This window comes from Buttiauxella ferragutiae (genome assembly GCF_022637515.1).
In the GTDB taxonomy this organism is placed as follows: domain Bacteria; phylum Pseudomonadota; class Gammaproteobacteria; order Enterobacterales; family Enterobacteriaceae; genus Buttiauxella; species Buttiauxella ferragutiae.
In genome coordinates this window covers 2,960,283-2,987,000 of record NZ_CP093332.1, presented here as the reverse complement: position 1 = coordinate 2,987,000, position 26,718 = coordinate 2,960,283, and the positions used below count along the sequence as shown (strand labels likewise).

General features: G+C 50.6%; 27 protein-coding genes. 20 read left to right on the top strand and 7 right to left on the bottom strand.

Annotated elements, in window-relative coordinates:
- The first annotated feature begins 6 nt into the window (after positions 1-6).
- The 15 genes from hpaD (at position 7) to mazF (ending at position 14,410) form a co-directional block, all read left to right on the top strand.
- On the top strand, positions 7-858 hold the full coding sequence (gene hpaD / locus MNO13_RS13755; protein WP_064547204.1) for a 3,4-dihydroxyphenylacetate 2,3-dioxygenase: 852 nt from the start codon (positions 7-9) through the stop codon (positions 856-858).
- A 9-nt stretch (positions 859-867) separates the two neighbouring features.
- The gene (locus tag MNO13_RS13750) at positions 868-1,248 is read left to right on the top strand and encodes a 5-carboxymethyl-2-hydroxymuconate Delta-isomerase (RefSeq protein ID WP_064547203.1); all 381 of its coding nucleotides are present in this window, start codon (positions 868-870) and stop codon (positions 1,246-1,248) included.
- 10 nt (positions 1,249-1,258) lie between these two features.
- Positions 1,259-2,062 (top strand): 2-oxo-hept-4-ene-1,7-dioate hydratase, encoded by an 804-nt coding sequence (hpaH, locus tag MNO13_RS13745; RefSeq protein WP_064547382.1) that lies wholly within the window; start codon positions 1,259-1,261, stop codon positions 2,060-2,062.
- A gap of 14 nt (positions 2,063-2,076) precedes the next feature.
- Complete coding sequence (gene hpaI, locus MNO13_RS13740; RefSeq protein WP_064547384.1) at positions 2,077-2,868, top strand: 4-hydroxy-2-oxoheptanedioate aldolase; 792 nt, start codon at positions 2,077-2,079, stop codon at positions 2,866-2,868.
- 108 nt (positions 2,869-2,976) lie between these two features.
- Positions 2,977-4,353: a 4-hydroxyphenylacetate permease gene (hpaX, locus tag MNO13_RS13735; protein WP_241938897.1), complete on the top strand. Its 1,377-nt coding sequence runs from the start codon at positions 2,977-2,979 to the stop codon at positions 4,351-4,353.
- 9 nt (positions 4,354-4,362) lie between these two features.
- Positions 4,363-5,253 carry a 4-hydroxyphenylacetate catabolism regulatory protein HpaA gene (gene hpaA / locus MNO13_RS13730; RefSeq protein ID WP_064547201.1) on the top strand — a complete coding sequence of 297 codons (891 nt, stop codon included), beginning with the start codon at positions 4,363-4,365 and terminating at the stop codon, positions 5,251-5,253.
- 395 nt (positions 5,254-5,648) lie between these two features.
- A complete protein-coding gene (locus tag MNO13_RS13725; protein ID WP_241938896.1) occupies positions 5,649-7,607 on the top strand; it encodes a type VI secretion system Vgr family protein in 1,959 nt (652 codons plus the stop codon).
- 2 nt (positions 7,608-7,609) lie between these two features.
- Complete coding sequence (locus MNO13_RS13720; RefSeq protein ID WP_241938895.1) at positions 7,610-8,449, top strand: DUF4123 domain-containing protein; 840 nt, start codon at positions 7,610-7,612, stop codon at positions 8,447-8,449.
- A complete protein-coding gene (locus MNO13_RS13715) occupies positions 8,440-10,056 on the top strand; it encodes a hypothetical protein (protein WP_121813343.1) in 1,617 nt (538 codons plus the stop codon). Before MNO13_RS13720 ends, MNO13_RS13715 begins: the two co-directional genes overlap by 10 nt.
- Positions 10,057-10,068: 12 nt before the next feature.
- Positions 10,069-11,010: a hypothetical protein gene (locus MNO13_RS13710; RefSeq protein ID WP_241938894.1), complete on the top strand. Its 942-nt coding sequence runs from the start codon at positions 10,069-10,071 to the stop codon at positions 11,008-11,010.
- A gap of 40 nt (positions 11,011-11,050) precedes the next feature.
- A complete protein-coding gene (locus MNO13_RS13705; RefSeq protein ID WP_232886859.1) occupies positions 11,051-11,338 on the top strand; it encodes a type VI secretion system PAAR protein in 288 nt (95 codons plus the stop codon).
- Positions 11,339-11,646: 308 nt separating this feature from the next.
- Entirely contained in the window at positions 11,647-13,209 is a 1,563-nt protein-coding gene (gene hpaB / locus MNO13_RS13700; protein WP_064547186.1) for a 4-hydroxyphenylacetate 3-monooxygenase, oxygenase component, read from the top strand.
- A gap of 19 nt (positions 13,210-13,228) precedes the next feature.
- Positions 13,229-13,735 carry a 4-hydroxyphenylacetate 3-monooxygenase reductase subunit gene (locus MNO13_RS13695; protein ID WP_064547185.1) on the top strand — a complete coding sequence of 169 codons (507 nt, stop codon included), beginning with the start codon at positions 13,229-13,231 and terminating at the stop codon, positions 13,733-13,735.
- Positions 13,736-13,832: 97 nt separating this feature from the next.
- Positions 13,833-14,078: an AbrB/MazE/SpoVT family DNA-binding domain-containing protein gene (locus tag MNO13_RS13690; protein WP_064547184.1), complete on the top strand. Its 246-nt coding sequence runs from the start codon at positions 13,833-13,835 to the stop codon at positions 14,076-14,078.
- Positions 14,078-14,410 (top strand): endoribonuclease MazF, encoded by a 333-nt coding sequence (gene mazF / locus MNO13_RS13685; protein WP_241938893.1) that lies wholly within the window; start codon positions 14,078-14,080, stop codon positions 14,408-14,410. The genes MNO13_RS13690 and mazF overlap by 1 nt, the downstream gene beginning before the upstream one ends.
- 91 nt (positions 14,411-14,501) lie before the next feature.
- Here the strand turns inward: mazF and uspE are convergent, their stop codons facing one another.
- From uspE to MNO13_RS13655, 6 genes are all read right to left on the bottom strand, one after another.
- Entirely contained in the window at positions 14,502-15,452 is a 951-nt protein-coding gene (gene uspE, locus MNO13_RS13680) for a universal stress protein UspE (protein WP_064547181.1), read from the bottom strand.
- 136 nt (positions 15,453-15,588) lie between these two features.
- Entirely contained in the window at positions 15,589-16,341 is a 753-nt protein-coding gene (fnr, locus tag MNO13_RS13675; protein ID WP_064547179.1) for a fumarate/nitrate reduction transcriptional regulator Fnr, read from the bottom strand.
- Between the two features lie 200 nt (positions 16,342-16,541).
- Positions 16,542-17,057, bottom strand: coding sequence for a methylated-DNA--[protein]-cysteine S-methyltransferase (gene ogt, locus MNO13_RS13670; protein ID WP_064547177.1), 516 nt, complete (start codon positions 17,055-17,057; stop codon positions 16,542-16,544).
- Positions 17,058-17,069: 12 nt separating this feature from the next.
- On the bottom strand, positions 17,070-18,596 hold the full coding sequence (gene abgT, locus MNO13_RS13665) for a p-aminobenzoyl-glutamate transporter (RefSeq protein ID WP_241938892.1): 1,527 nt from the start codon (positions 18,594-18,596) through the stop codon (positions 17,070-17,072).
- A 40-nt stretch (positions 18,597-18,636) separates the two neighbouring features.
- A complete protein-coding gene (locus MNO13_RS13660; protein ID WP_241938891.1) occupies positions 18,637-20,082 on the bottom strand; it encodes a M20 family metallopeptidase in 1,446 nt (481 codons plus the stop codon).
- Complete coding sequence (locus MNO13_RS13655) at positions 20,082-21,392, bottom strand: M20 family metallo-hydrolase (RefSeq protein ID WP_241938890.1); 1,311 nt, start codon at positions 21,390-21,392, stop codon at positions 20,082-20,084. Before MNO13_RS13655 ends, MNO13_RS13660 begins: the two co-directional genes overlap by 1 nt.
- A gap of 165 nt (positions 21,393-21,557) precedes the next feature.
- On the opposite strand from MNO13_RS13655, the gene MNO13_RS13650 reads away from it, so the two are divergent.
- A complete protein-coding gene (locus MNO13_RS13650; RefSeq protein ID WP_241938889.1) occupies positions 21,558-22,454 on the top strand; it encodes a LysR family transcriptional regulator in 897 nt (298 codons plus the stop codon).
- A gap of 73 nt (positions 22,455-22,527) precedes the next feature.
- Complete coding sequence (gene smrA / locus MNO13_RS13645) at positions 22,528-23,091, top strand: DNA endonuclease SmrA (RefSeq protein ID WP_064547165.1); 564 nt, start codon at positions 22,528-22,530, stop codon at positions 23,089-23,091.
- 73 nt (positions 23,092-23,164) lie between these two features.
- On the opposite strand, the gene MNO13_RS13640 is transcribed toward smrA, so the two are convergent.
- Entirely contained in the window at positions 23,165-23,971 is an 807-nt protein-coding gene (locus tag MNO13_RS13640) for an IclR family transcriptional regulator domain-containing protein (protein ID WP_121813349.1), read from the bottom strand.
- Between the two features lie 182 nt (positions 23,972-24,153).
- Between MNO13_RS13640 and MNO13_RS13635 the strand changes: the two genes are divergently transcribed.
- The 3 genes from MNO13_RS13635 to pcaF are packed head-to-tail and all read left to right on the top strand — an operon-like array spanning position 24,154 to position 26,717.
- A complete protein-coding gene (locus MNO13_RS13635) occupies positions 24,154-24,837 on the top strand; it encodes a 3-oxoacid CoA-transferase subunit A (RefSeq protein ID WP_232886776.1) in 684 nt (227 codons plus the stop codon).
- An 11-nt stretch (positions 24,838-24,848) separates the two neighbouring features.
- Positions 24,849-25,505, top strand: coding sequence for a 3-oxoacid CoA-transferase subunit B (locus MNO13_RS13630; RefSeq protein ID WP_064547160.1), 657 nt, complete (start codon positions 24,849-24,851; stop codon positions 25,503-25,505).
- Positions 25,506-25,514: 9 nt separating this feature from the next.
- Entirely contained in the window at positions 25,515-26,717 is a 1,203-nt protein-coding gene (gene pcaF / locus MNO13_RS13625; protein ID WP_064547158.1) for a 3-oxoadipyl-CoA thiolase, read from the top strand.
- Position 26,718: the final 1 nt, after the last annotated feature.

Here is a 26,718-nt window from a genome sequence, read left to right as displayed (position 1 = left end):
AATATCATGGGCAAATTAGCGTTAGCCGCCAAAATCACCCACGTACCGTCAATGTATCTCTCTGAACTGCCGGGAAAAAACTACGGTTGCCGCCAGGCCGCCATTGACGGGCACAAAGAGATTAGCAAGCGTTGCCGTGAACTGGGTGTTGATACCATTATCGTGTTTGACACCCACTGGCTGGTCAACAGCGCCTATCACATCAACTGCGCCGACCATTTTTCCGGGGTCTACACCAGTAACGAACTGCCGCACTTTATTCGCGACATGACCTACGACTACGACGGTAACCCGGAACTGGGGCAATTGATCGCCGACGAAGCGGTGGCGCTGGGCGTGCGTGCCAAAGCGCACAACATCCCAAGCCTGAAGCTGGAATACGGCACGCTGGTGCCGATGCGTTATATGAACAGCGACAAACATTTCAAAGTGGTGTCCATCTCTGCCTTTTGTACCGTTCACGATTTTGCCGACAGCCGCAAGCTCGGTGAAGCCATTGTTAAAGCGATTGAAAAGTATGACGGCACCGTCGCGGTGTTCGCCAGCGGCTCGCTGTCGCATCGTTTCATTGACGACCAGCGTGCGGAAGAGGGAATGAACAGCTATACCCGAGAATTTGACCATCAAATGGATGAGCAAGTGGTCAAGCTGTGGCGCGAGGGCAATTTCAAAGCGTTCTGCACCATGCTGCCGGAGTATGCCGATTACTGCTACGGCGAAGGCAATATGCACGACACAGTAATGCTATTGGGGATGCTGGGTTGGGACAAATATGACGGCAAGGTGGAGTTTATCACCGAGCTGTTCGCCAGCTCCGGTACCGGCCAGGTGAACGCTGTTTTCCCGCTACCCGCCTAAGGACAAACCATGCCGCATTTTATTGCTGAATGTACCGACAACATCCGTGAACAGGCCGATTTACCCGCGCTGTTTGCCCAGGTTAACGAGGCGCTAGCCGCTACCGGCATCTTCCCGATTGGCGGCATCCGTAGCCGGGCAATCTGGCTGGATACCTGGCAGATGGCCGATGGGAAGCACGATTACGCTTTCGTACACATGACGTTGAAAATCGGTACCGGGCGCAGCCTGGAGAGCCGTCAGGAAGTCGGGGGTATGCTGTTTGAGCTGATAAAAAACCACTTTGCCGCCCTGATGGACAGCCGTTATCTGGCCTTGTCGTTCGAGATTGAAGAACTGCACCCTACGCTGAATTACAAGCAGAACAACGTGCATGCGTTGTTCCGTTGAGGTCACCAAAATGCTAGATAAATCAATTCATAGCCTGATTGCCCAGCGGTTGAACCAGGCTGAAAAGCAGCGTGAGCAGATTCGCCAGATCTCGCTTGATTACCCAACGATCACTATTGAAGACGCCTACGCCATTCAGCGCCTGTGGGTCGAAATGAAGATTGCTGAAGGCCGCGTGCTAAAAGGCCACAAAATCGGTCTGACCTCAAAAGCGATGCAGGCCAGTTCACAGATCAGTGAGCCGGACTTCGGCGCGTTGCTTGACGACATGTTCTTCCACGACGGCGGCGACATCCCAACCGATCGCTTTATCGTTCCGCGCATCGAAGTGGAGCTGGCGTTTGTGCTGGCAAAACCGCTGCGTGGCCCAAATTGCACGTTGTTCGACGTCTACAACGCTACCGACTACGTGATTCCAGCACTGGAGTTAATCGACGCCCGTTGCCATAACGTCGATCCGGAAAGCCAACGCCCGCGCAAAGTGTTCGACACCATCTCCGATAACGCCGCCAATGCCGGAGTCATCCTCGGTGGTCGCCCGATCAAACCCGACGAACTCGACCTGCGATGGATTTCGGCACTGCTGTATCGCAACGGTGTGATCGAGGAAACCGGCGTTGCTGCTGGTGTGTTGAATCATCCGGCGAACGGCGTGGCATGGCTGGCGAATAAGCTCGCCGCTTACGACGTCCAGCTGGAAGCAGGGCAGATCATTCTTGGCGGTTCGTTCACCCGTCCGGTTGCCGCGAGCAAAGGCGACACCTTCCATGTCGACTACGGCAACATGGGTTCGATCAGTTGCCGCTTTGTGTAAGGGGAAACAAGATGATGAAAAATAGCTTTAAAGAGGCGCTGAAGGCGGGGCGTCCGCAAATTGGATTATGGCTGGGATTGTCCAGCAGCTATAGCGCCGAGCTGTTAGCGGGAGCGGGTTTCGACTGGTTGCTGATTGACGGCGAACATGCGCCGAACAACGTGCAGACGGTGCTCACTCAGTTGCAGGCGATTGCGCCATATCCCAGCCAAGCGGTGGTTCGTCCGTCGTGGAATGATGCGGTGCAGATCAAACAACTGCTGGATGTCGGCACGCAAAACCTGCTGGTGCCGATGGTGCAGAACGCCGAAGAAGCTCGCGCGGCGGTTCGTGCCACACATTATCCACCGCAGGGTATTCGTGGCGTGGGCAGTGCACTGGCGCGCGCTTCGCGCTGGAACCGCATCCCGGATTACATTCATCAGGCCAATGACGCAATGTGCGTACTGGTGCAGATTGAAACCCGCGAAGCACTAAATAATCTTCCACAGATTCTGGACGTTGAAGGCGTCGATGGCGTGTTTATCGGCCCGGCCGATCTCAGTGCCGACATGGGTTTTGCTGGTAACCCGCAGCATCCGGAAGTCCAGGCCGTCATTGAACGTGCCATCGTGCAAATTCGCCAGGCGGGCAAAGCTCCCGGCATTTTGATGGCTAACGAGCAACTGGCAAAACGCTATCTGGAACTGGGGGCGCTGTTCGTCGCCGTCGGTGTCGATACCACGCTGCTGGCACGTGGAGCCGAGGCACTAGCCGCGCGCTTTTGCGAGCAGAAAATCTCGTCAGATTCGTCCGGTGTTTACTAGCACTATCAATCACAACATTCATTGCTAATTGCCATCTGGTGTCATCGCGCCAGGTGGTGTGGTACCCACGCTGTCTCACTACAAAAATGCCCATCAGAGGAAAGGACAATGAGCGACGCATCACCTGCAATCCCGGAACAACTTAACCCTGCTGACCAGCATAAACAGCTGACTGCCAGACAGCAGTCAGTCATCAACAAGCTGTTTCGTCGTTTGGTTCTGTTTTTGTTTGTGTTGTTTATCTTCTCATTTTTGGACCGCATCAATATTGGTTTTGCCGGGCTGACCATGGGGCAGGATTTGGGGCTTAACGCCACCATGTTCGGGCTAGCCACCACGCTGTTTTACGCCACCTACGTGATTTGCGGTATTCCCAGCAACGTGATGCTTAGCATCGTCGGTGCGCGCCGCTGGATAGCCGCCCTGATGGTGTTGTGGGGCATTGCCTCCACCGCAACCATGTTCGCCGTCGGGCCGAAAAGCTTGTATGTGCTAAGGATGCTGGTGGGCATCACCGAAGCGGGCTTCCTTCCGGGCATTTTGCTCTACCTGACTTACTGGTTCCCGGCGTTTTTCCGCGCTCGTGCCAACGCGCTATTTATGATTGCGATGCCCGTGACCACCGCCCTGGGTTCGATAGTCTCAGGCTATATTCTCTCGATGGATGGTCTGTTGAATTTACACGGCTGGCAGTGGCTGTTCTTGCTCGAAGGTTTCCCATCGGTGCTGCTCGGTATTTTGGTTTGGTTCTGGCTGGATGATTCCCCGGCTAAGGCGAAATGGCTGACCGAAGATGACAAGAAATGCCTGCAAGAGATGATGGATAACGACCGCCTGACCTTGGTTCAGCCGGAAGGGGCTATCATTCATCATGCCATGCAGCAGCGCAGTCTATGGCGTGAAGTCTTTACGCCCATTGTCCTGATGTACACCTTTGCCTACTTCTGCCTGACTAACACGCTCAGTGCTATCAGCATCTGGACGCCGCAAATTCTGAAAAGCTTCAACGAGGGCAGCAGCAATATCACCATCGGCCTGCTGGCCGCTATTCCGCAGATTTTTACTATCCTCGGGATGATTTACTGGAGCCGCCATTCGGATAAACATCAGGAGCGAAAACACCATACCGCCTTACCGTTCCTGTTTGCTGCTGCGGGCTGGTTATTGGCGTCGGCGACCGACCATAATCTGATCCAGCTATTGGGGATAATCATGGCCTCCAGTGGTTCGTTTAGCGCGATGGCGATTTTCTGGACCACGCCAGATCAGTCAATCAGTTTACGCGCCAGAGCAATCGGCATCGCAGTGATCAACGCTATGGGGAATATTGGGTCGGCGCTAAGTCCGTTTATGATTGGCTGGCTGAAAGATATTACCGGCAGTTTCAACAGCGGATTATGGTTTGTCGCCGCGTTGTTGGTCATTGGGGCGATGGTTATTTGGCTTATCCCGATGAAATCCTCGCGCCCACGTGCCACGCCGTAAGGAACCACTATGTGCCAGCGTGCGATCGCCAATATCGACATCAGCAAAGAGTACGAGGGAAGCCTGGGCACAAAAGATGTGCATTACCAGTCGTTTGCCCGCATGGCTGAATTTTTTGGCCGTGATATGCAGGCACATCGTCATGACCAGTATTTTCAGATGCACTTTCTTGATACCGGGCAGATTGAACTGCAACTCGACGATCACCGCTACTCGGTGCAAGCCCCGCTGTTTGTGCTGACACCACCGTCGGTTCCGCACGCTTTTATCACCGAGTCAGACAGCGACGGCCACGTGCTCACGGTACGCGAAGATCTCATCTGGCCGCTGCTGGAAGTGTTGTATCCCGGCACGCGGGAAGCGTTTGGCTTGCCGGGAATATGTTTATCGCTGGCGGATAAATCGGAGGAGCTGGAAGCATTGGCGCACTATTGGCGGCTGATTGAACGTGAATCATCTTCGCAGTTGCCAGGGCGCGAGCACACGCTGGTATTATTGGCGCAGGCGGTTTTTACGCTGCTGCTGCGTAATGCGCCACTGGACGATCTGGCCGCCAGCGGGGTGCGTGGCGAACTTAAACTGTTCCAGCGTTTTAACCAGATGGTCGATAAAAACTACCATTTACACTGGAATATGCCGGACTATGCGGCGGAGCTGCATTTGACGGAGTCACGTCTGACGGACATCTGCCGCCGTTTCGCCAACCGCTCGCCAAAGCGGCTTATTTTTGACAGACAACTGCGTGAAGCTAAGCGGCTACTGCTGTTTTCTGACAGCACCGTCAGCGAAATCGGCTGGCAGCTTGGTTTTAAAGATCCTGCCTATTTTTCCCGCTTTTTTAACCGCTTAGTCGGTTGCTCGCCGAGCGAGTTTCGTGCTCAGCAGGTTCGTGTGTCGTAAGTTTTTCGCGCTCTGATATTTTGCGTGAGGGATAACAGTTGGCCTCGCAGGTTTTCCATTCACCCGTGCGTTCAGTTATCTCTTTAATTTCCGATAACGGTGAACGGAACCTTCTCCGTACGGGCACTTTCTCTTCCTGCAATACCACAAATGCCCGTAACCTCCTGCGGGTTCATTTCCGAACATCTCCGAATGTGACCTCGCTCACTGATCAACCCTCTGATTAAGCCTACCTTCAATTTTTAATTATCATATTGATTTTATTATATTTGTTTGAATTATGTGTGAAATTGAATCATACATTCAGGCTAATAACTCCATCTAAATTAAAGGAATAACATGATGGCATCTGATGCGTTTCATGGATCCGTTTTCTCTACATCAGGGAGAGCGCTGTGTCATTAAAAGGACTGCGTTTCACACTGGAGGTGGAAGGGATGGAGCCGGACACTTTTGCGGTGGTGAGCTTTCGCCTGCTGCAGCATAACTCCGCTGCATTTGTCCTCGATGCTGACGTCGCCAGTAAGTCTTTCCGCCAGACGGCTGACCCGTTGCTGGAGAAAAACGTCACCCTGACGCTCTGGCAGGGGCAGAAAGTCCTGCGCCATGTCAGCGGCATTATTGCCACCTTCGGCATGAGCGAGCACAACGGCTGGCAGATGCAGTACTCCCTGCGCATTCATCCTTCCCTGTGGCGCTGCGGCCTGCGCCAGAACTTCCGTATCTTCCAGCAGCAGGATATTCAGACCATCACCGCCACGTTGCTGGCAGAAAACGGCGTCACCAACTGGACGTCGGTGTTTTATGAACCCCATCCGGCCCGCGAGTTCTGCGCCCAGTACGGGGAAAGTGACTTCGCTTTTTTATCCAGACTGTGGGCCGAAGAAGGCATTTTCTTCTTTGACGACGTCTCCCCGGAAGGGGGGCAGCGGCTGATGCTGACTGATGATGTGACCGGCCTGCGCAGGCGGCAGGATGCCTTTCCCTTTAATCCGAATGTATCGACTGGAACCACCACGGAGCACATCAGTGTGTTTCGTCACGAAGCGGGCATTGCGCCATCATCGGTCACCAGCCTGGATTACACCTTTAAGATGCCGGACTGGCCGGGGGGCTATCGCCAGAAAGCACAGAGCCTGAATGGCCAGCGCACACAGTATGAAGTGCTGGATTATCCGGGGCGTTTTAAGGATGAACAGCACGGTGAAGATTTCACCCGCTATAAACTGGACGCCTGGCGTAACCAGGCCGAAACCGCCACCGGCACCAGCAATTCTCCGGCGCTGTCGCCTGGCGTGCGTTTCCCCCTTTCCGGCCACCCGATAAAAAGCCACAACCGGCAATGGCAGGTCATCAGCAGTGCGATGACCGGGGAACAGCCACAGGCCCTGCACGGCAGTCGCGGCGAGGGGACCACCCTCACCAACCGGTTTGTGGCCATACCGGGAGACCGCACCTGGCGCCCGAATCGCCCGCAGAAACCAAAGGTCGACGGCCCGCAGAGCGCGGTGGTCACCGGTCCGCCGGGGGAGGAAATTTTCTGCGACGAACACGGGCGGGTGCGGGTGAAATTCCGCTGGGACCGTTATCACGGCGAAACAGAAGACAGCTCGTGCTGGATACGGGTGTCGCAGGCGTGGGCCGGTGCCGGGTTCGGTCACCTGGCGATACCGCGTGTCGGCCAGGAAGTGATAGTCGATTTCCTCAACGGCGACCCGGACCAGCCCATCGTGATGGGGCGTACGTATCATGAAGATAACCGCTCGCCGGGCAGTCTGCCTGGCACAAAGACGCAGATGACCCTGCGCTCAAAAACCTATAAGGGTAGCGGGTTTAACGAACTCATGTTTGAGGATAAGACAGATCAGGAACTGCTATTGATACATGCTCAAAAAGACATGCAGGTTAAAGTTCTTAACAGTAAAGATGTGCGTGTAAATTACGACAGAACCGTCAGCATCGGGCACGATGAGTTGTTGGTAGTAGCCAATGACAGAAAAGTGACCGTTGAAGGTCAGCAGGATCATAAGACCACTAAAGATTATTTAAGCTTGATTGAAGGTGAACACCATATTGAAATCAAAGGGGATCTGGCTCAGAAAGTTGCAGGCGCAATGGGAATTAAAGTTGAGGGCGATATTGTTTTACACAGTGACAGTAAAATTAGTTTCCGTGTTGGTGGTTCATTTATTTCCATCCATGCAGGTGGTGTCGATATTAAAGGGCCAAAAATCAATCTGAATGGTGGGGGCAGTCCCGGCGAGGTTATTTTACCGATGAGCCCCGCGATTCTGAAGGCCGCAGCGGGTGACGGAACAATGTTTGTCGCTCATTGCCCAATGGAGGATGAGTAATCATGGACTCTGTACGTTATGCCATCGTTGATGGTGCTGTCGTTGAAGATCTCCTGGATTTTCTGTCTGAGTATAATCCTCCACATTCTTGCCTGTACTCTGAGCCACTACAGCCAGAATTAGTAAAACTGGCTCCATATTTACTTGAAGTTACAGCGGATGTAGAGAACTGGTTAAATTCTTGTACAAGGCCGTGGGGAATATATCTGACAACAAAAGTCACGATGCGGATACTGCGCCAGCATTTAAGAAAATTTCTGCAGGTACTTCTTCCCGATGAAACAAAACCTGTAATATTTCGCTTTTATGATCCACGAAATATTTGGGATTTTATAAATGTCTTATCAGGCTGGGAAAAACATCTTTTTCTTAAAAATATTCTAAAAATAGAAACAACTTACCGACATGGTCAGGAGTTGTTATTAGATGAGTTGCATGGAATCTATCCACCAGACTCCAGAAAAAAGCAGTCGTCTAAATTAATGGTGATCACTAAAGCACAATACTTACAACTAGAGAAAGTATTTGAACGAAGATACATTGAAGATCTGGCAGGAATTATGAACTCGGATGCTGGAGCAGTAGAACGTTTTTCCATAGACTGGGCAGGGAAATTATTCAGTTACTTAAGAGAGTTAGGAATAACAGACCGCCGAAGTATAGATGAGATCGCAAAATTATTTTCGCGTGATAATATCCACCATTTGAGTGAGATCCCAACAAGATACAAGGCTATTTTAGAAGGAACAATGAGCCCCGGACATTATCGCACGGATCTTTTACTGCTGGATGTTTATGGTGAAATACCTGTCTGGAAAAGGAGTGGGTTATCATGGGGATAAGTTTGACAGCAGGTTCACCTAAATGCTCCTGTAAAAATCCAGACACCTGTACACATGCATTAGAAATTAAAACAAGCACTCCCGACGCAACCTATGAATATAAGCAAGGTGAATCATTGCCTGTCATTTACCTTCATGACAAAGATGCAGAAGGGGTTAAAGTAACGACAACTCTTGCAGGTAAAACATGTGTTAGTAATAGTCCTGACTGCCCGTCAGGTGTTATATACAATGATTACTACCTTAGTCAATTAACAAAGGGTATAAATAACGATACGTTAAAGTATCTTAGCTACGATGAAAAACTGAAGCTGACAATGGGGGGAATGGGTACGAAGGGCGGCGAATTAACTGCATCAAAATATGTTTATGGGGCTCTGGAATATTTAGATATAGTCACCTTTTTAAGTGATGTTGTTTTCGATGGTCTTAACAAAATTGATAAAACAGAATATGAGTTACAGGCAGGAGAATGCCTGGGACAACCAGTAAAAGAATTGATCTTCCCACTTAAAACAACAGCGAATGATAAAGCTAAATATCCGATCTATACGACTGTCGATACCAGAATAATAGTATTCCCGAAGTTTTCTTGGTCTGTGGGGGTAAATATTACAGGTGGAAAGAACAATGGCACCAAAGAACTCACTGATGATGAACGCTATGATATTTTGCAAGGCAGAAATAATAATGAGTCAATGAGTGTAGGTAAATATGCGATTACCCGAGGTGTGAGTATAGATGGCACGGCGTCAATAAGCGTCGGAAGTAGTAGTAAAGATTATCAAAAGACGATGCAGGCGGAATTTACACGTTACAAAGATAAATTAAGTCTACTGAAAAAAGCAGAGGAAACGATTGATACTGTTACCAGCCTTTTTAAAGCGGATGATAGTAAGATACAGGTATTAAAAGTTGATGTTAAATACCCTTTAATTGATGTTAAAGGGAGTGGTGAGTTATTTCTTGGTAAAAATAATAAACCCTATATTCACTGTGCTGTAGATGTAAAGTTATCGCCGCTGATTAATTTTACTATCACTCTCGATTTGATTCAGGCTTTTGCAGCTTATTTTCATCAGGAGAGAAACATTGCAAAGATAAGAGAAAAAGCGCAATCACAAGAGGATGATGTTAATAAAGGCGGAAATGGTATTTATGCCAAAGCCGTTTTAAACCTTATTGTTACCGGCGATATCAATCTTTCTTATCGCTATTTATCGGATGAAAAGTATGATTTTCATTCTGAGCTAGGTGATAAGAATGAAGGGACGCTTGGTTTAGCACTGGAATCTAAAGTCGAGGCTGGGCTTAAAGTTGTGATCGTGGAGGCATTCTTTAGTGCTGAAGCAAAAATCACTGCTGAATGTTGTTTTGCATTGGAGAAAAAAAAGGATAAAGATCTTGAACTGATCTTTTTCCATAACGGCATTGTTATGTATGCGAAATATAAAATTAAAGTTGAGATCGGTAATGATGATGATGATGAAAAAAGCCCTACTGGGAGGAGCGAGTCTCAAGATGAAAGTTGGGAAGAAGGAAAGGGGGAATGGACCATTTGTGATGCACTAGGAAAAGAACAATCATCCTTTAGGATAAAATTTTGAGGCGTGTTCATAATGTATAAGTTATTAATCGCGAGTGCTTTATTATTTTCTAATTATATATTTGCTGGAGCCAATATGGATAATGTAAGATATTCTGCATATTTTAAAACACTCAGTAGTACTTGTATACTTTCAGTGAATGGGCTTGATTATCTTAGTACACTAAAAGGATCAAGGAATATTAGTACAGGTAGTGATATAACTGATGCGTTAGAGAACGGTGTGAATAATAGTATAGGGTTGATATTTTTTCCTTCTGAGTCAAAAATAAAAACTGAAACATATTCTTGTGAAGTGAAAATTGTGAAGTCAGTGCCAGATCGGCATGATGAAATAGTCACTAACTTCAAAGTTTTTTTCGATGGTAAAAATAATCGGCCATTTAATGACTTGGAAGGCTATTCTATACAAGATATAAGTGATGGGACTAAGCAACCTATTATCAAAGGTATTTCAAATCGAATTATATTTTCTGGCGAAGAAAAACCAGAAGATTGGCTTACAGCTTATCGTAATTTTACTGTTTCAGAAATTCCTGTATGGCGATGGACAAAAGCTACGCCACAAAAAGATGATTTGGCTTTACGTAGTCAATTGATAGCAGCCTATAATGAGCTAATCAATGATTTGAAAAAAAGAGATCTTACTACCATTAAGAAAAAATACTCAATTGCTTTGGGTGAATATGCGAAAGCAGGTTTGACGGATGATACTGAATTCTTTTTCAATTCTATTGGTTTAGTTAGCGCACTCCAAAAAGGTGAAGTAATTTTAAATCCTGACTGGAAAAAATACAAAGTGTTAATGTATCAAAATAATAGAATGTTTTGTCTTGGTATCGGTGGGGCAAGTAGAAACTCTCCAATTCAATTCTTCAATGCTGAAGGGAAAAGAATATTCTCCTGGAACCCCTTCTTCGCCATGATCGACGGTAAAATGGTATTAGTTCGTTAAATAAAAACTAATATCTTCACTGACTGTAATAAGGATATTTATGCCGTTAGCCGCAAAACTGAATGATCAAGGAACTGAACACGATGGTTTTCATTCCACGCCGATAATTGCTGGTTCACCAACAGTATTTATTGATGGTTTACCTGCAGCCCGGTTGGGGGATCCGTTATTTGAGCACAGCAAACCGCCAGATCACCCACCTCATCCTCGCGCTATCTCAAGTGGCTCTGGGACAGTTTTTATCGATGGGATTCCGGCAGCCAGAACAGGGGACAGTATTAGCTGTGGCGGCGTTGTGATTGGGAGTGGGACTGTCAATATTGGTTAAATAGAACCATCCTTACCCTAACTATCTCAAGACTATCTCTTATATAAAAATCACCCTGGCAATCTTGTCAGGGTGAGATCTGTAAACCTGCGTGATTTTCCGTTTACCCGTGTGTTCAGTTATTTGTTTGATTCCCGCAGACGTTCACCGGTTCCGTGGAGACCCCGATCACAGAACACCATCCCGCCTGAAAAGTACCAGCCATTGACCTAAAAGTCTCTTCACCGAATCGGGTTTAAGAGCTTCAATTAAGAAACAAAAACAAAACATAAATTTAACAAAATCCGATTAATACTGAAGAGGTCACGATGAAACCTGAAGATTTCCGCGCAGACACAAAACGCCCGTTCACCGGTGAAGAGTACCTGAAAAGCCTGCAGGATGGCCGTGAGATTTATATTTACGGTGAGCGTGTTAAAGACGTCACCACCCATCCAGCATTCCGCAACGCGGCGGCATCTGTCGGCCAGTTATATGACGCGCTGCACAAACCTGAGCTGCAAGACTCCCTGTGCTGGAACACCGATACCGGCAGCGGTGGTTACACTCACAAGTTCTTCCGTGTCGCCAAAAGTGCTGATGACTTGCGTCAACAGCGTGATGCTATCGCCGAATGGTCGCGTCTGAGCTACGGCTGGATGGGACGCACCCCGGATTACAAAGCTGCCTTCGGTTGTGCGCTGGGGGCTAACCCGGCGTTCTATGGGCAATTCGAGCAGAACGCCCGCCACTGGTACACGCGTATTCAGGAATCCGGCATGTACTTTAACCATGCCATTGTTAACCCACCGATCGACCGCCATAAATCGGCCGATGAAGTCAAAGACGTTTACATCAAGCTGGAAAAAGAGACCGATGCCGGGATCATCGTTAGCGGGGCGAAAGTTGTCGCGACCAACTCAGCATTGACCCACTACAACATGATTGGCTTCGGCTCGGCGCAGGTGATGGGTGAAAACCCTGATTTCGCTTTGATGTTTGTTGCACCGATGGATGCGGAAGGCGTGAAACTTATCTCACGTGCATCTTACGAATTGGTGGCAGGTGCGACTGGCTCACCGTATGACTATCCGCTCTCCAGCCGTTTCGACGAAAACGACGCAATTCTGGTGATGGATAAGGTGCTTATTCCATGGGAAAACGTACTGATTTACCGTGACTTCGATCGTTGCCGTCGCTGGACAATGGAAGGTGGCTTTGCGCGTATGTACCCGCTGCAAGCCTGTGTGCGTCTGGCGGTGAAGCTCGACTTTATTACCGCGCTGCTGAAAAAATCGCTCGAATGTACTGGCACCCTTGAATTCCGTGGTGTGCAAGCGGATCTCGGTGAAGTTGTGGCCTGGCGCAATATGTTCTGGGCATTGAGTGACTCTATGTGTTCAGAAGCGACGCCGTGGGTGAACGGGGCATATCTGCCAGACCACGCTGCACTGCAAACCTACCGTGTGATGGCGCCGATGGCCTACGCCAAAATTAAAAATATTATCGAACGTAACGTGACCAGCGGCCTGATCTACCTGCCGTCGAGCGCACGTGACCTGAATAACCCGCAGATTGATCAGTATCTGGCGAAATACGTGCGCGGCTCCAACGGTATGGACCATGTGCAGCGCATCAAGATTCTCAAATTGATGTGGGATGCTATCGGCAGCGAATTTGGCGGCCGCCACGAACTGTATGAAATCAACTACTCTGGTAGCCAGGATGAAATTCGCCTGCAGTGCCTGCGCCAGGCGCAGACCTCCGGCAACATGGACAAAATGATGGCGATGGTCGATCGCTGTCTGTCCGAATACGACCAGCACGGCTGGACAGTTCCGCATCTGCACAACAACGCGGATATTAATCTTCTGGATAAGCTGCTGAAGTAATTCACAGCAGGAGGTCACTATGCAATTAGATGAACAACGTCTGCGTTTTCGCGATGCCATGGCCAGCTTGTCGGCTGCCGTTAATGTGGTCACGACTGAAGGTGAGGCGGGTCGCTGCGGCATTACCGCCACCGCCGTGTGTTCGGTCACCGATACTCCGCCAACAGTGATGGTGTGCATCAACGCGAACAGCGCGATGAACCCAGTGTTTCAGGGTAACGGCAAATTGTGCATAAATGTGCTGAACCACGAACAGGAAGTCATGGCTCGCCACTTTGCCGGGATGACCGGTATGGCAATGGATGAGCGCTTCAGTCTGGTCGGCTGGCAGCGTGGCGCTTTGGCGCAGCCAGTGCTTAAAGGGGCGCTGGCGAATCTGGAAGGGGAAATCCGTCAGGTGCAGACCATCGGCAGCCATCTGGTTTACCTGGTTGAAGTGCAGAATATTTCACTGGGCGAAGAAGGGCATGGATTGATCTATTTCAAACGCCGTTTTCATCCGGTGCTGATGGAGGCGCTGGCGTAAAAAACGAGTCGTCATTTAATGCTAGTATCAGCAATGTTGACCCTTCTAATGATGAGTGATAGCGTATCATCATTGTTGATACTATGAGATCGAAAACATGTCGAAGGTAATAGTGAAAAAATGGGGTAACAGCCCATCCGTACGGCTTCCTGTGGCCATTATGCAAGCGGCATCATTGAATGTGGATGATACCGTTGATATTTCGGTTGAAGACGGCCGTATTGTCATTGTACCGGTGAAAACGAAGGAATATTCCCTTGATGCGCTGTTAGCCGGGATTACTCCTGACAACATCCATGAAAAAGTTGATTTTGGCGCTCCGGTCGGTAAGGAGCTGATCTGATGGTTTCACGTTTTGTACCGGATTCTGGCGATGTTATCTGGATTGATTTTGACCATGTAGCAGGACACGAACAGGGCGGTAATCGCCCTGCCGTGGTGCTGAGCCCATTTGCATATAATAATAAAGTGGGTTTACTACTCTGCGTTCCCTGTACAACCAAAGCAAAAGACTATCCGTTTGAGGTTGAACTCTCTGGCGAACGTGAAAGCGTAGCCCTGGCCGATCAAATCACATGCGTTGATTGGCGAGCCAGAAAGGTGACAAAAAAGGGAAGCGTTAGTGTTGCCGAACTGGCTGATATAAGGGCTAAAGCAAAAACACTCATTGGATAACATAATGAGTGTTTATATGAAGCTACAACGAAATAATCAGCCTGAAATTAAAAGGCCTGAGCCCGTAGAATACCGAACCCAGGCCAATCAGTTAATCGTCTTCGTCGTCATCCAGTTCTACTGGCGTTTGGTATTCATCAGGTTTGATGACCAGCAAATCGCAACGTAAATGGTCAATGACTTGCTCGGCAGTATTACCGAGGAACGCCGCCGATAGCCCGGTGCGCCCCACAGTACCGAGCACTACAATACCGGCCTGCAAATGCTCCGCGAGATCGGGAATCACTTCTTCAGGTAACCCTTTCTCGACATGAGTCATTTTCTCATCAATAGCGAATTTTTGACGTAACGCTTTCATCGCGACTAAATGCTGGCCGCGAATCGCATCGTTATAAACACTTGGGTCAAAATCGGGGAGTTCGATGGCGATATTAATCGGGGTTATCGGGTAGGCGCCTACCAGGTGAACTTCGGTGTGGTTAACATCGTTGGCGAGGCGAATCGTCTCTTTAACCAACTTCTCATTCAGTGCGTTGTGGTACAGCTCTTCACTTGCCAGATTTACCGCCACAACCGCTCGGCCACCTTCAGGCCATGGCTTTTCATTAACCATCCACACCGGGCATGGGCATTTACGCAGCAAATGCCAGTCGGTTGGGGTGAAAATAACCGCTTCCAGTTTGTCGTGCTGGTGCGTCATTTTCAGCACCAGATCGTGTCCACCGCTAATCACTTCCTGAATAATCGCCTCGAAGGGACGATTATGCCAAACCACTTTAATTTCAATGGGTACGCCCGAATCGATGTAGTACTGCGCTTGTTCTTTAATCCAGGCCGCGCGCTGGCTGATTACGCCTTTGCGCATAGCCGTACGCTCATCAGGCGACAGAAGGGTGGTCATCTCGTAGGAAAAATCATAGATAGGCAGAAAGGCTTTGATCCTGCCCCCAATCCGTTGATGCAGGTAAACAGCACGCCGCAGGGCGGGTTGATCGTCCTGATTGGGATCTATAGCGACTAGCATGTTTTGATATTTTGCCATACAGGTCTCCTTACAACTGCTTAACCACAGTCTGTTAAGTAAGATTAACCTATATGTGCTAATTGAAACAGGTGATAACCCATTGCAGGATCAATAAATCAACAAAATCCATTGATCCTGGTTAGGGAAGCAGAAATCAGGCAACGTTGCGTGACTGACCAGCGAGTTGTGCGAGAATTTCGCTGTTTTCGATGGTGATGTACTTTCCTTTCACCGCCAGCATGCCACTTTTCTGGAAGCGACCTAACAGGCGACTGATAGTTTCAACGGTCAGACCGAGGTAGTTACCGATATCGCCACGCGTCATGGTCAGACGGAATTCCCGAGGGGAGAAACCGCGCTGGGCAAAGCGACGTGAAAGGTTATAGATAAATGCCGCCAGGCGCTCTTCTGCATTCTTTTTCGAAAGCAGCAGAATCATATCCTGGTCGCCCTTAATTTCGCCGCTCATCAAACGCATCATCTGCTGGCGCAGGTTGGGCATTTTACCGGACAAATCATCAAGGGTTTCGAAGGGGATTTCGCAGACCATAGAGGTTTCGAGCGCTTGTGCGAAACTTGGGTGCATCCCAGTCCCGATAGCGTCAAAACCTACCAAATCGCCGGCTAAATGGAAGCCCGTAATTTGCTCGTCACCTTGTTCAGTGATGGTGTAGCTCTTAATGGTCCCTGAACGAATAGCGTACAGCGACTTCAGCTCATCACCTGCTTTAAACAGGGTTTGTCCCTTCTGAATAGGCTTCTTACGCTCGATGATATTATCCAGCTGATCAAGCTCATGTTCATTGAGAGTGAAGGGGATGCATAATTGGCTGATGCTGCAATCCTGGCAATGGATAGCACAACCGCCAGACTGAATGCGTCGAATAATTCGCTTTTCAGGGATCATAGATATGCTCGGGCCGTTATATTGATATTGGTCAATTTTAACATCTTTTTCTTAAGCACGTAAGTATGATGAAAGACCATTCAGAATATAACGACTAATAAGATGGGAGATTAAGACGTATCCCATTGAAATTAATGGGACTGTTTATGAAAGTGTATTATTCATGAGCGAATAAAGAATAACCTGCTGCGCACAATTAGCTAAAGCAGCAAATATCCTTCATGACGCAATAACCACTCTTTACGACCCACGCCCCCCGCATAACCTGTCATGGTGCCATTTCTGCCAATCACGCGATGACACGGCACCACCACACTCACCGGGTTGGAACCATTCGCCGCACCGACTGCCCGGGCTGCACCTGGCCGCCCAAGTTGCTCCGCTAATTGCCCATAATGCATCACCTGGCCGCATGGGATAGTGCGCAGTGTTTGCCACACTTCCCGCTGAAACGCAGTACCTGCCGTGGCGGTAGGCAACGTTTCAATCACCGCTAAATCACCGTCAAAATAATCGTGCAACTTATCGCTCAACCCATCCGGATTAGCGCAAGCTACGCGCTGATAACCGCTGACACCATAATGAAGACCCAGTAATTGCACCATTCTGTCGCTATGTTCTTCCCACTCTACGGCGCGCAAATGGTATTGCTCGTCGCAGATAATCCATAGCGGGCCTAATGGCGTCACGATCTTGTCTTCTAACAGTGTCAGCATGCTGTGCTCCGGTTAACTGAGATGCGGGTAAACCCCTGGCCCAATAGGCAAGCCAACAAGATACCACGCTACCAGTAGCAGCAACCAGACAGCCAAAAAGATCAGTGGATAAGGTAAGACGAGAGAGTAATACGTCCCTAATTTGGCATCGGGTTTATAGCGTTGCAGGAAACCTAAGAATAATGGAATAAACGGCGAAACCGGAGCCAACGGGATAACCGAAGAGTCTGCGACACGGAACAGGATTTGCGCAAACGCCGGGTGAAAGCCCAACATCATGAACATCGGCACGAAAATAGGCGCCAGAATAGACCAGATAGCCGAGCCGCTGGCGATAAACATACATAAAAACGACGACAGCAGCGCCAGGCCAAGAAACGCCGGAATGCCATTCAGCCCCGAGCCTTCCAGCACATCGGTCAGTCCGACCGCCATAAACTTGCCCATGTTGCTCCAGTTGAACATCGCAACAAATTGCGCCAACGGGAACACCATCACGATGAAACCGGCCATCTCCTTCATTGGTTCAATCATTAACTGCGGTAAATCCGCCTGCTTGCGTATCTTTTGGGTGGCGATGCCGTAGGCCAGCGAAATGATAAAAAAGAACAGGATAATCAGCGGCACGATCCCGCTAATAAAAGGTGAAGGAATGATGGTGCCTTTCACTGGGTCGCGCAGTAGACCATTTTCCGGCACCAGCAGCAGGGCGATAACCGCCACAAACAGCAATGACACAATCCCAGTAACACGCAAACCAAAGCGTTGTACATCGTCGAGTTGCTGAAGTTTTTCTTTGTTTTCGCCTTGCCAGCTTCCCAAACGCGGCTCGACGATTTTGTCGGTAATCAGCCCACCAACAATTGACAGCACAATCACCGATGTCGCCATAAAGTACCAGTTATCAATCACGCTCACGTGCATCATCGGGTCGATGGTGTGAGCGGCTTCGGTACTGATGCCCGAAAGCAGCACATCCGTGGTCACAATTAACAGATTGGCAGTAAAGCCACAGCCTACACCGGCAATCGCTGCCAACAAACCGGCCACTGGATGGCGACCCACGGCGAGGAAAATCAGCGCGCCCATTGGCGGCATGATGACCAACGCAGCATCGGATGAAATGTGGCTGAAAAACGCGATAAACAACACCATGTAACTGGCATATCGAGCGCTAACATGCGAGGCCATCTTCACCATCAGGCTCGGTAACAGGCCGACGCGCTCCGCCAGCCCGGCACCTAATACCAGGGCCAGAATGGCCCCTAACGGCGCAAAACCGCTGAAGTTTTTAATCACATTGGGCAAAAACCAATGCACCCCTTCGGCGCTTAACAAATTTTTGACCTGTACCAGGCTGCCATCTGCGGGATTACGCACCCCGACATTGAATGCCGAAAGCACGGCGGTGCTCACCGATAAAATGACAATCAAATAGACGAATAGCAAAAAAGGGTGCGGGACTTTATTGCCAATTTTCTCGACAAGGCCGTACAGCTTGCCAGAGCCGGAGGGCGTGGGTAGGGACGAAAGACTCATAGACGGGCCTCTATCGGTTGCGATGTTGTGTTTTATGTCATTATTTTAAAGGTGACGGTGTCACGCCTTCCGGGATCGGACACTGATACGGGCGTTCAGCGAGTTGTGCGTGCAACTCACTTTGGCAAGCTTCCAGTGTCTGCGGCTGGGTAAACAATTGCAGCGCGGTCGCAGCCATCACTTTGCCGGCGTGCAGCATCCCTTTGTGTGCAATCGACGTGCGTCCCTGGCTCACCAGTTGCCAGGTGTGCAGCGGGGTGCCGACGGTAAAGCACGGGCTAAAACATTGCGCGACCGGCACCTTCCAGCTGACATCACCCACATCGGTAGAACCTGGGAGGATTTTGTCATTTGCGGCATACGGCGCAATTTCGTCAATCAGCAACGTATCGCGATGGCGACCAGCAAACGCTTTTCCCTCTTCATTCGAGGTGTTAGCAATATTATTTAAGCTGTTTTGCAGGTCATTTTCGCTCAATGTGGCGCGGATTTGTCTGGCAAACGCGATTTCTTCTGCGCTCCATTCAGGTACGCCAAGAGCTTGCAGGGCCTGATACATCACGTTTTCTAACTGGCGGTTAGGCAGGTAATTCGAACAGGCTTTATCAAAACGCACATTCACTGTGGTTTCGGTCATCAGCGCGGCACCTTCAGCAATTTTATTGATGCGCTCAAAAATATGCTGCGCCTGTGCCATTTCCGGTGCACGAATCAAATACAGCACTTCGGCTTGCGCCTGCACCACGTTGGGCGAAATCCCACCGGCATTGGTGATGGCGTAATGCACGCGGGCTTTTTCAATGATGTGCTCGTTGAGGAAGTTGCTGCCGGTGGTCATTAGCGTCACGGCATCCAGTGCGCTACGCCCCAAATGTGGCGAGTTAGCGGCATGGGCAGCAATACCCTGGAAGCGATAAGCCACCTGAATATTCGCCAGCGAACTGGTGCTAAACATGCCCGCGTAAGCTTCAGGATGCCAGGTGACCGCAGCGTCGACATCATCAAACAGCCCCTCGCGCACCATAAAGGTTTTTCCGGAACCGCCTTCTTCGCCAGGGCAGCCATAAAAACGCACCGTTCCGCTACCGCCGTATTGTTCAAGCCACTGTTTTACGGCTACCGCTGCGGCAAACGCCGCGGTTCCCAGCAAATTGTGGCCGCAACCATGGCCGTTAGCACCTTCAGCCAATGGATTTGGCGCGGTTTCCCCTGAACGCTGGCTTAAACCGGCGAGGGCATCATATTCGCCGAGCAGCGCGATAACCGGTTTTCCGGAACCGAAACTGGCAACGAATGCGGTTTCGATATTGCCCGCGTTGCGCTCGACGCTAAAACCTTCTGCTTCCAGGGCGCAGGCCAGGCGTTCAGCAGACCAGTGCTCTTCAAAACGGGTTTCCGGATGATCCCAGATATCATCGGCAATCGCAGTAAACTCGCCGCGTTTGGCTTCAATTACGTCATCAACAAACTGGTAAATTGCGCTCATCACACACCTCGCTGCCAGGGGAAATTAAGTGCCAGGCGCGCCATGGTAGCCACGGCAATTTCCATCACTTGCTCGTCAAAATCGAACTTCTCGTTATGGTGTCCGGCGCTCAATTCGGTGCCGAATACCATATATGACGCTTTCCCGCCTTGTTCCTGTACCCGCTCCATCATTAATGTTGCATCCTCAGAACCCGCCGCACCTTTCACGGTATCGACAACTTCGCTGACGCCATTCACTTCAAGCGCTTGTTGATGGATAAACTCAACCCATTCTGGCGACGGCACGCTGTTGGTCGCAGCACCCATCAAACGCACCTCGGCTTTGATGCCGTACATCGTCGCGATACCCTGAATAATCTCTTGCGAGCGTTCAAACACGTAGTCGTTAATCACGTTGGTTTCGCCACGCGTTTCCACTTTCAGCAACGCTTGCGCAGGCACCACATTGCGCCCACTGCCAGCCTGTAAAACACCGACGTTGACGCGCGAAGCTCCCGCACTATGCGGAGCAATACTGTGCAATGCCAACGCGGTTTGCGTGGCGGCGAGCAGGGCGTTGCGGCCTTCTTCGGGTTTACCGCCCGCATGTGCGGCGACGCCAGTAAACTCAACATCAAATTTGGTGGTCGCCATAAAGTTGTCGCTGCCACACACCACGGTGCCGAGCGGGATGCCGGTGCCGATATGAATCGCGGTAAAATAGTCGATATTATCAAGTGCACCTGCAGCAACCATCGCACGAGCGCCGCGCGTGCCTTCTTCCGCAGGCTGGAAAATAAGTTTGATGGTGCCGTTAAGCTGGTCGGCAAACTGCTGCAATACGGTGGCGAGCCCCAGCCCGATGGCTGTGTGCCCATCGTGACCACAGGCGTGCATCATTCCGGCGTTGCAAGAGGCAAAACCCTCGGCAAATGGGCGATGAACCGGTTGCAACATTTCGCCTAAATCCAGCGCGTCCATATCCACGCGGAAAGCCAACACCGGCCCTGGACGGCCGGTTTCCAGCGTCGCTACAATGCCGGTGAATCCGCCAGAAAAATGCGGTAACCATTGTTTAAGTGCGCCTTGTTCCAGCGCACGTTGTTCTTCACGCACCAGCACTTCTGCTGACGGTAGACCCATACGTGCCGCGTCATCTACCACGTCACGCCCCAGCGCTAACTGATAACCTAATTGATGCAGCACTTCGGCGACATGCGTGGCGGTGCGAAACTCAAGCCAGCCGGACTCGGCAAAGTGGTGAAAGTCACGCCGCCAGTGCTGCATGCGTGGTGCTAACTCATGAACTGCCCATTCTAATTGCGACATACCCCATCCTGTTCTGTGATCAAGTTCACGTGGTGATAGTTTTTACTTATCACTCAGCGATTTCTGTAAGTTTTCGCCGTCGTAGGATTACCCTGGCACAAGAGTTTGAATTACAGTAGATGCCAAAATCTTTCGGTTGATAGCCAATGGTTATCAGGGGGCGCTGTGACCTTCCAGGTAAAGCTTCATCAGATTCGTGCGTTTGTCGCTGTGACGCAAAATGGCAGCATTCGTGGTGCCAGCCGGGCGTTAAATATGTCGCAGCCCGCGCTGACAAAATCGATTAAAGAATTAGAGGAAGGGTTATCGGCGCGGCTGTTTATCCGGCGCAGTCAGGGTGTGGCATTGACCGAATGCGGTGAGAGTTTTTATCAGCATGCGCAGCTGATTCTCGAAGAGTTACGCGCCGCGCAAGAAGATATTTTGCAACGCCAGGGGCAACTGGCAGGGCAGATCAATATTGGTATGGGCGCGAGTATTTCACGCACACTGATGCCGCCAGTTATCACCTCGTTTCACCAAAAACACCCGCAGGTCAAAGTGCGCATCATGGAAGGGCAACTGGTTTCGATGATCAACGCGTTGCGCCAGGGCGAACTGGATTTCACCATCAATACCTATTACCAGGGGCCGTACGATCACGAATTCACCTTTGAACGGCTGCTTGAAAAACCCTTTGCGGTGTTTGCCCGTGAAGGCCATTCGGCGATTAATGCCACCTCATTAAAAGAGTTACTGCATTACAACTGGACGATGCCCACCCCACGTGGCAGTTATTACAAACAACTGGAAGAAATGTTCCAAAAACGCTCAGAAATCCCCACCGTCAGCGTGGTTTGCGAAACGTTTTCTGCCTGTATCAGCCTGGTGGCGCAAAGTGATTTTTTGAGTATCTTGCCCGCAGAACTGGGCCAGGATCCGTTGCTGGCGCACCAGTTAAAGCAGATACATGTCACCGAAACGCTGCCACAGGCAACTTACTATTTGATTCAGCGGCGCGATGCAACACCGGCACCGCTAACGGTGGCGCTAATCAACCAGTTTCGTCGCCAGTGCCGTTAAACGGGCGTTGAGCCACGGCACATCGGCGGTTATAGTGATTCCAGAATTAAGCCTGGACCAGGAGGAATTGCCCATGAGCCTTGACGAAAAATCGCTGTTTCTTGACGCCATGGAGGATGTCAAACCACTGAAAGATTGCCAAAGCAGCCAGTGGTTGAAACCGGTGAAAGAGAAGGTGGTGCAAAAGCTCGATACCGTGCAGCTTGATAACTTCCTCACTACCGATTTTCTGGAAATTATTCCGCTCGCCATACAGCTTGAATTTAAGCGCGAAGGGTTGCAAATTGGTGTGCTGGATAAACTGCGACAGGGTAAATATAAACAGGAAGCCAGCCTCAACCTGATTCGTCAGCCGGTCGAACAATGCCGTCAGTTGCTTTTTGCTTACATTCAGCAAGCCAAAAAAGACGGGCTGCGTAATTTGCTGATCGTTCATGGCAAAGGACGCGAAGATAAATCCCACGCCAATATCGTGCGCAGTTATGTTGCCCGCTGGCTGGCAGAATTTGAAGAAGTGCAGGCTTTTTGTAGCGCGATGCCCCATCACGGCGGCAGCGGTGCATGCTATGTGGCGCTTAAAAAATCTGAGCAGGCAAAAGTCGAAAACTGGGAACGCCACGCAAAACGCAGCCGTTAAACATTCTTTGGTGGATGACGCTGCGTTTATCCACCCTACAAAACCTTCTGAAACCGCGATTTACCCGCCACATCTATTTCAACAATAACGACAACTCCTGCGCTGCTTCCTGCAACTTAGGCAACACACGGTTGAGCAACTCTTGCGATGAAACCTGCCCGGCGTGAACGCCGACGTTAAGCGCCGCTACCACCGCGCCATCTGGGTTAACCAACGGAACGGCAATCGAACGCAGCCCCATTTCCAGCTCCTGATCGTTAAGTGCGTATCCTTGCTGGCGCACGCGTTTTAACTCTTCGCGCAGTTTGCTCACCGAATCCACCGTTTGCGGGGTGTAGCGAATCATGGTGATACGCCCAAGAAAATCATTCAGCTGTTCTTCTGGCAAATAACTCAACAACACGCGTCCCATTGACGTCGACCACGCGGGCAGGCGGCTACCAATATCTAAATCAATGGTCATGATGCGCGAGCTGGAAGCGCGGGCGATATACAGAATATCGTCACCATCCAGCGTGGCAATCGAGCAAGACTCATTGAGCATTTCACTTAGATGTTTCAGCACCGGCTGGGTGGATTTCGCCAGCGGCGTGGAGGCCAGATAAGCGTGGCCGAGCGCTAAAATCCGTGGCCGCAATTGGTAATACTTGCCATCTTCAGCATAGACAAAACCCAACTTGCCCAGGGTGTACAAACAACGGCGCACCGCCGCACGAGGGATCCCTGTTTTTTGGCTGATTTGTGAAATAGACATCTGCCGACGCTGCGGAGTAAACGCCTGAATCACTTCCAGCCCACGCGCCAGTGACGCCATAAAATTAGGATCGCCCTTAAACGGATCGCCATCACCCGCTGCCAGTTCTTCACGTTGAATTTCCATTCTGTTCTCCTGAATGTTCGTTGTTGATCACGCTGTTGATCACACTCTGCAAACAAACATACATGATGTTCGATAATCGCACCATATTTCGATTATCGCCCTTGACCAGCTTCGTTAACGGGGTCACATTTTGTTCGAACAACGCAATCTTGTGCGAAATGCGCACCCCCAGGAGAAACGTGATGATCAACAAAAGTGTGGCTTCGCTTGAAGAGGCCGTCGCCGGAATTTTCGACGGGGCAACCATCATGATTGGTGGCTTCGGCACCGCAGGCCAGCCAACGTATCTTATTGATGCGCTGATTGCTCAGGGCGCAAAAAACCTGACCATTATCAACAACAACGCCGGTAACGGTGAAGTCGGGCTGGCGGCCCTCCTGAAGGTCGGACGGGTGCGCAAAATGGTCTGTTCTTTCCCGCGCCAGGTGGATTCACAGATTTTTGATGACCTGTATCGCCGTGGTGAAGTTGAGCTGGAACTGGTGCCACAAGGTAACCTGGCGGCGCGTATTCAGGCCGCAGGTTCAGGTTTGGGTGCGGTATTCACGCCAACCGGTTATGGAACGCCGCTCGCAGAAGGTAAAGAAACGCGGGAAATCGATGGCCGCCACTACGTGCTGGAATACCCATTAAAAGCCGACTTCGCGCTAATCAAAGCTTATGAAGGCGACCGTTGGGGCAACCTGGTTTATCGCAAAGCGGCACGTAATTTTGGGCCAATTATGGCCACCGCCGCGACAGTCACCATTGCTGAAGTCAGCCGCGTGGTGCCATTGGGTGAACTCGACCCGGAACATATCGTGACGCCTGGGATTTTTGTCCAGCGCCTGGTCGCCGTCGAAACCTCACTGGCACAGAGCGCATAAGGAGCTAAAACGTGAAAAAACTCACCCGCGATGAAATGGCAAAACGTGTTGCCCGCGACATTCCCGAAGGCGCTTACGTTAACCTTGGCATTGGCTTGCCCACGCGCATTGCCAACTACCTCCCGGCAGATAAAGAAATCTTCCTGCACAGTGAAAATGGCTTGTTGGGCATGGGGCCAAAGCCGGCTGAAGGGGAAGAAGATCCCGAATTGATCAACGCGGGGAAAGAGTACGTCACCCTGTTAACCGGCGGCTGCTTTTTCCACCACGGCGACTCCTTCGCCATGATGCGCGGCGGGCATCTCGATATCTGCGTGTTGGGGGCTTATCAGGTGTCTGCCAGCGGTGATTTGGCGAACTGGAGCACCGGTGCTGTGGATTCCATCCCGGCTGTCGGCGGGGCGATGGACTTAGCTATCGGCGCGCGCCAGGTATTTGTGATGATGGATCACCTCACGCGTGACGGCGAATGCAAACTGGTAGAAAACTGCTCTTATCCACTCACCGGAATTGGATGTGTGAGCCGCATTTACACTGACCTTGCAGTGATTGATATCACTGAAAAAGGGCCAGTGGTACGTGAAATCTTTAACGGCCTGTCATTTGAAGAATTACAACGTATTACACCGGTCACACTTGGCTTCGAACAACTGGCAGAAAGCGCGTAAGGAACTATGATGAATCAAGCATTTATCTGTGATGGAGTGCGTACTCCGTTTGGTCGATTTGGTGGCACACTGTCAGGCGTACGTAGCGATGATTTAGCCGCGCTGCCGCTGAAAGCACTGATGGAGCGCCACCCGAACGTTGACTGGTCGGCGGTCGATGACGTGATTTATGGTTGTGCCAATCAGGCGGGTGAAGATAACCGTAACGTGGCGCGCATGGCGTTACTGCTGGCGGGAATGCCGGAAACGGTTCCCGGCACCACCATCAACCGTTTGTGTGGCTCAAGCCTTGATGCGCTAGGTGTGGCAGCGCGGGCGATTAAAAGTGGTGAAACACAGTTGATGATTGCCGGTGGCGTCGAAAGCATGTCCCGTGCGCCGTTTGTGATGGGCAAAGCGGAAAGTGCATTTAGCCGCAGCATGAAGATGGAAGACACCACCATTGGCTGGCGTTTTATCAACCCGCAGATGAAAGCGCAATACGGCGTTGATGCAATGCCAGAAACGGCAGAAAACGTCGCGACTGATTTCAATATCAACCGTGAAGATCAAGACGCTTTTGCGTTACGCAGCCAGCTTCGCACCGCACGCGCGCAGGAAATGGGCATCTTTGACGATGAGCTGATTCCCGTTTCCATCGCGCAACGTAAAGGCGACGCGCTGTTATTTAACCGTGACGAACATCCGCGTTCTACCTCGATTGAGTCGCTGGCAAAACTTAAAGGCGTGGTGCGTGCAGACGGCACCGTCACCGCCGGAAATGCCTCGGGGGTTAACGATGGAGCTTGTGCTTTGTTGCTCGCCAGCGAACTGGCGTTAAACACCCACGGTTTACAGCCGCTGGCGCGTGTCGTGGGCGTGGCAACCGCCGGAGTCGCACCGCGTATCATGGGCTTTGGCCCTGCACCTGCGGTGCGTAAAGTGCTGGCACAAACCGGGTTAACTCTCGCGCAGATGGATGTGATTGAATTAAATGAAGCCTTTGCGGCGCAAGCACTGGCGGTAATGCGCGACCTTGGCCTGCCGGATGACGCAGAACATGTTAATCCGAACGGAGGAGCCATCGCGTTGGGGCATCCGTTGGGTGCTTCTGGTGGCCGCCTGGCGATGACCGCCGCATGGCAACTGAAGCGTAGCGGCGGGCGTTACGCACTGTGCACCATGTGTATTGGCGTTGGTCAGGGAATTGCACTAATTATTGAACGCGTTTAAG

Excerpts from the sequence above, each read along its gene's own strand:
- hpaD (WP_064547204.1), top strand. The coding sequence starts at position 7 with ATGGGCAAATTAGCGTTAGCCGCCAAAATCACCCACGTACCGTCAATG.
- MNO13_RS13750 (WP_064547203.1), top strand. The coding sequence starts at position 868 with ATGCCGCATTTTATTGCTGAATGTACCGACAACATCCGTGAACAGGCC.
- hpaH (WP_064547382.1), top strand. The coding sequence starts at position 1,259 with ATGCTAGATAAATCAATTCATAGCCTGATTGCCCAGCGGTTGAACCAG.
- hpaI (WP_064547384.1), top strand. The coding sequence starts at position 2,077 with ATGAAAAATAGCTTTAAAGAGGCGCTGAAGGCGGGGCGTCCGCAAATT.
- hpaX (WP_241938897.1), top strand. The coding sequence starts at position 2,977 with ATGAGCGACGCATCACCTGCAATCCCGGAACAACTTAACCCTGCTGAC.
- hpaA (WP_064547201.1), top strand. The coding sequence starts at position 4,363 with ATGTGCCAGCGTGCGATCGCCAATATCGACATCAGCAAAGAGTACGAG.
- MNO13_RS13720 (WP_241938895.1), top strand. The coding sequence starts at position 7,610 with ATGGACTCTGTACGTTATGCCATCGTTGATGGTGCTGTCGTTGAAGAT.
- MNO13_RS13715 (WP_121813343.1), top strand. The coding sequence starts at position 8,440 with ATGGGGATAAGTTTGACAGCAGGTTCACCTAAATGCTCCTGTAAAAAT.
- MNO13_RS13710 (WP_241938894.1), top strand. The coding sequence starts at position 10,069 with ATGTATAAGTTATTAATCGCGAGTGCTTTATTATTTTCTAATTATATA.
- MNO13_RS13705 (WP_232886859.1), top strand. The coding sequence starts at position 11,051 with ATGCCGTTAGCCGCAAAACTGAATGATCAAGGAACTGAACACGATGGT.
- hpaB (WP_064547186.1), top strand. The coding sequence starts at position 11,647 with ATGAAACCTGAAGATTTCCGCGCAGACACAAAACGCCCGTTCACCGGT.
- MNO13_RS13695 (WP_064547185.1), top strand. The coding sequence starts at position 13,229 with ATGCAATTAGATGAACAACGTCTGCGTTTTCGCGATGCCATGGCCAGC.
- MNO13_RS13690 (WP_064547184.1), top strand. The coding sequence starts at position 13,833 with ATGTCGAAGGTAATAGTGAAAAAATGGGGTAACAGCCCATCCGTACGG.
- mazF (WP_241938893.1), top strand. The coding sequence starts at position 14,078 with ATGGTTTCACGTTTTGTACCGGATTCTGGCGATGTTATCTGGATTGAT.
- uspE (WP_064547181.1), bottom strand. The coding sequence starts at position 15,452 with ATGGCAAAATATCAAAACATGCTAGTCGCTATAGATCCCAATCAGGAC.
- fnr (WP_064547179.1), bottom strand. The coding sequence starts at position 16,341 with ATGATCCCTGAAAAGCGAATTATTCGACGCATTCAGTCTGGCGGTTGT.
- ogt (WP_064547177.1), bottom strand. The coding sequence starts at position 17,057 with ATGCTGACACTGTTAGAAGACAAGATCGTGACGCCATTAGGCCCGCTA.
- abgT (WP_241938892.1), bottom strand. The coding sequence starts at position 18,596 with ATGAGTCTTTCGTCCCTACCCACGCCCTCCGGCTCTGGCAAGCTGTAC.
- MNO13_RS13660 (WP_241938891.1), bottom strand. The coding sequence starts at position 20,082 with ATGAGCGCAATTTACCAGTTTGTTGATGACGTAATTGAAGCCAAACGC.
- MNO13_RS13655 (WP_241938890.1), bottom strand. The coding sequence starts at position 21,392 with ATGTCGCAATTAGAATGGGCAGTTCATGAGTTAGCACCACGCATGCAG.
- smrA (WP_064547165.1), top strand. The coding sequence starts at position 22,528 with ATGAGCCTTGACGAAAAATCGCTGTTTCTTGACGCCATGGAGGATGTC.
- MNO13_RS13640 (WP_121813349.1), bottom strand. The coding sequence starts at position 23,971 with ATGGAAATTCAACGTGAAGAACTGGCAGCGGGTGATGGCGATCCGTTT.
- MNO13_RS13635 (WP_232886776.1), top strand. The coding sequence starts at position 24,154 with ATGATCAACAAAAGTGTGGCTTCGCTTGAAGAGGCCGTCGCCGGAATT.
- pcaF (WP_064547158.1), top strand. The coding sequence starts at position 25,515 with ATGAATCAAGCATTTATCTGTGATGGAGTGCGTACTCCGTTTGGTCGA.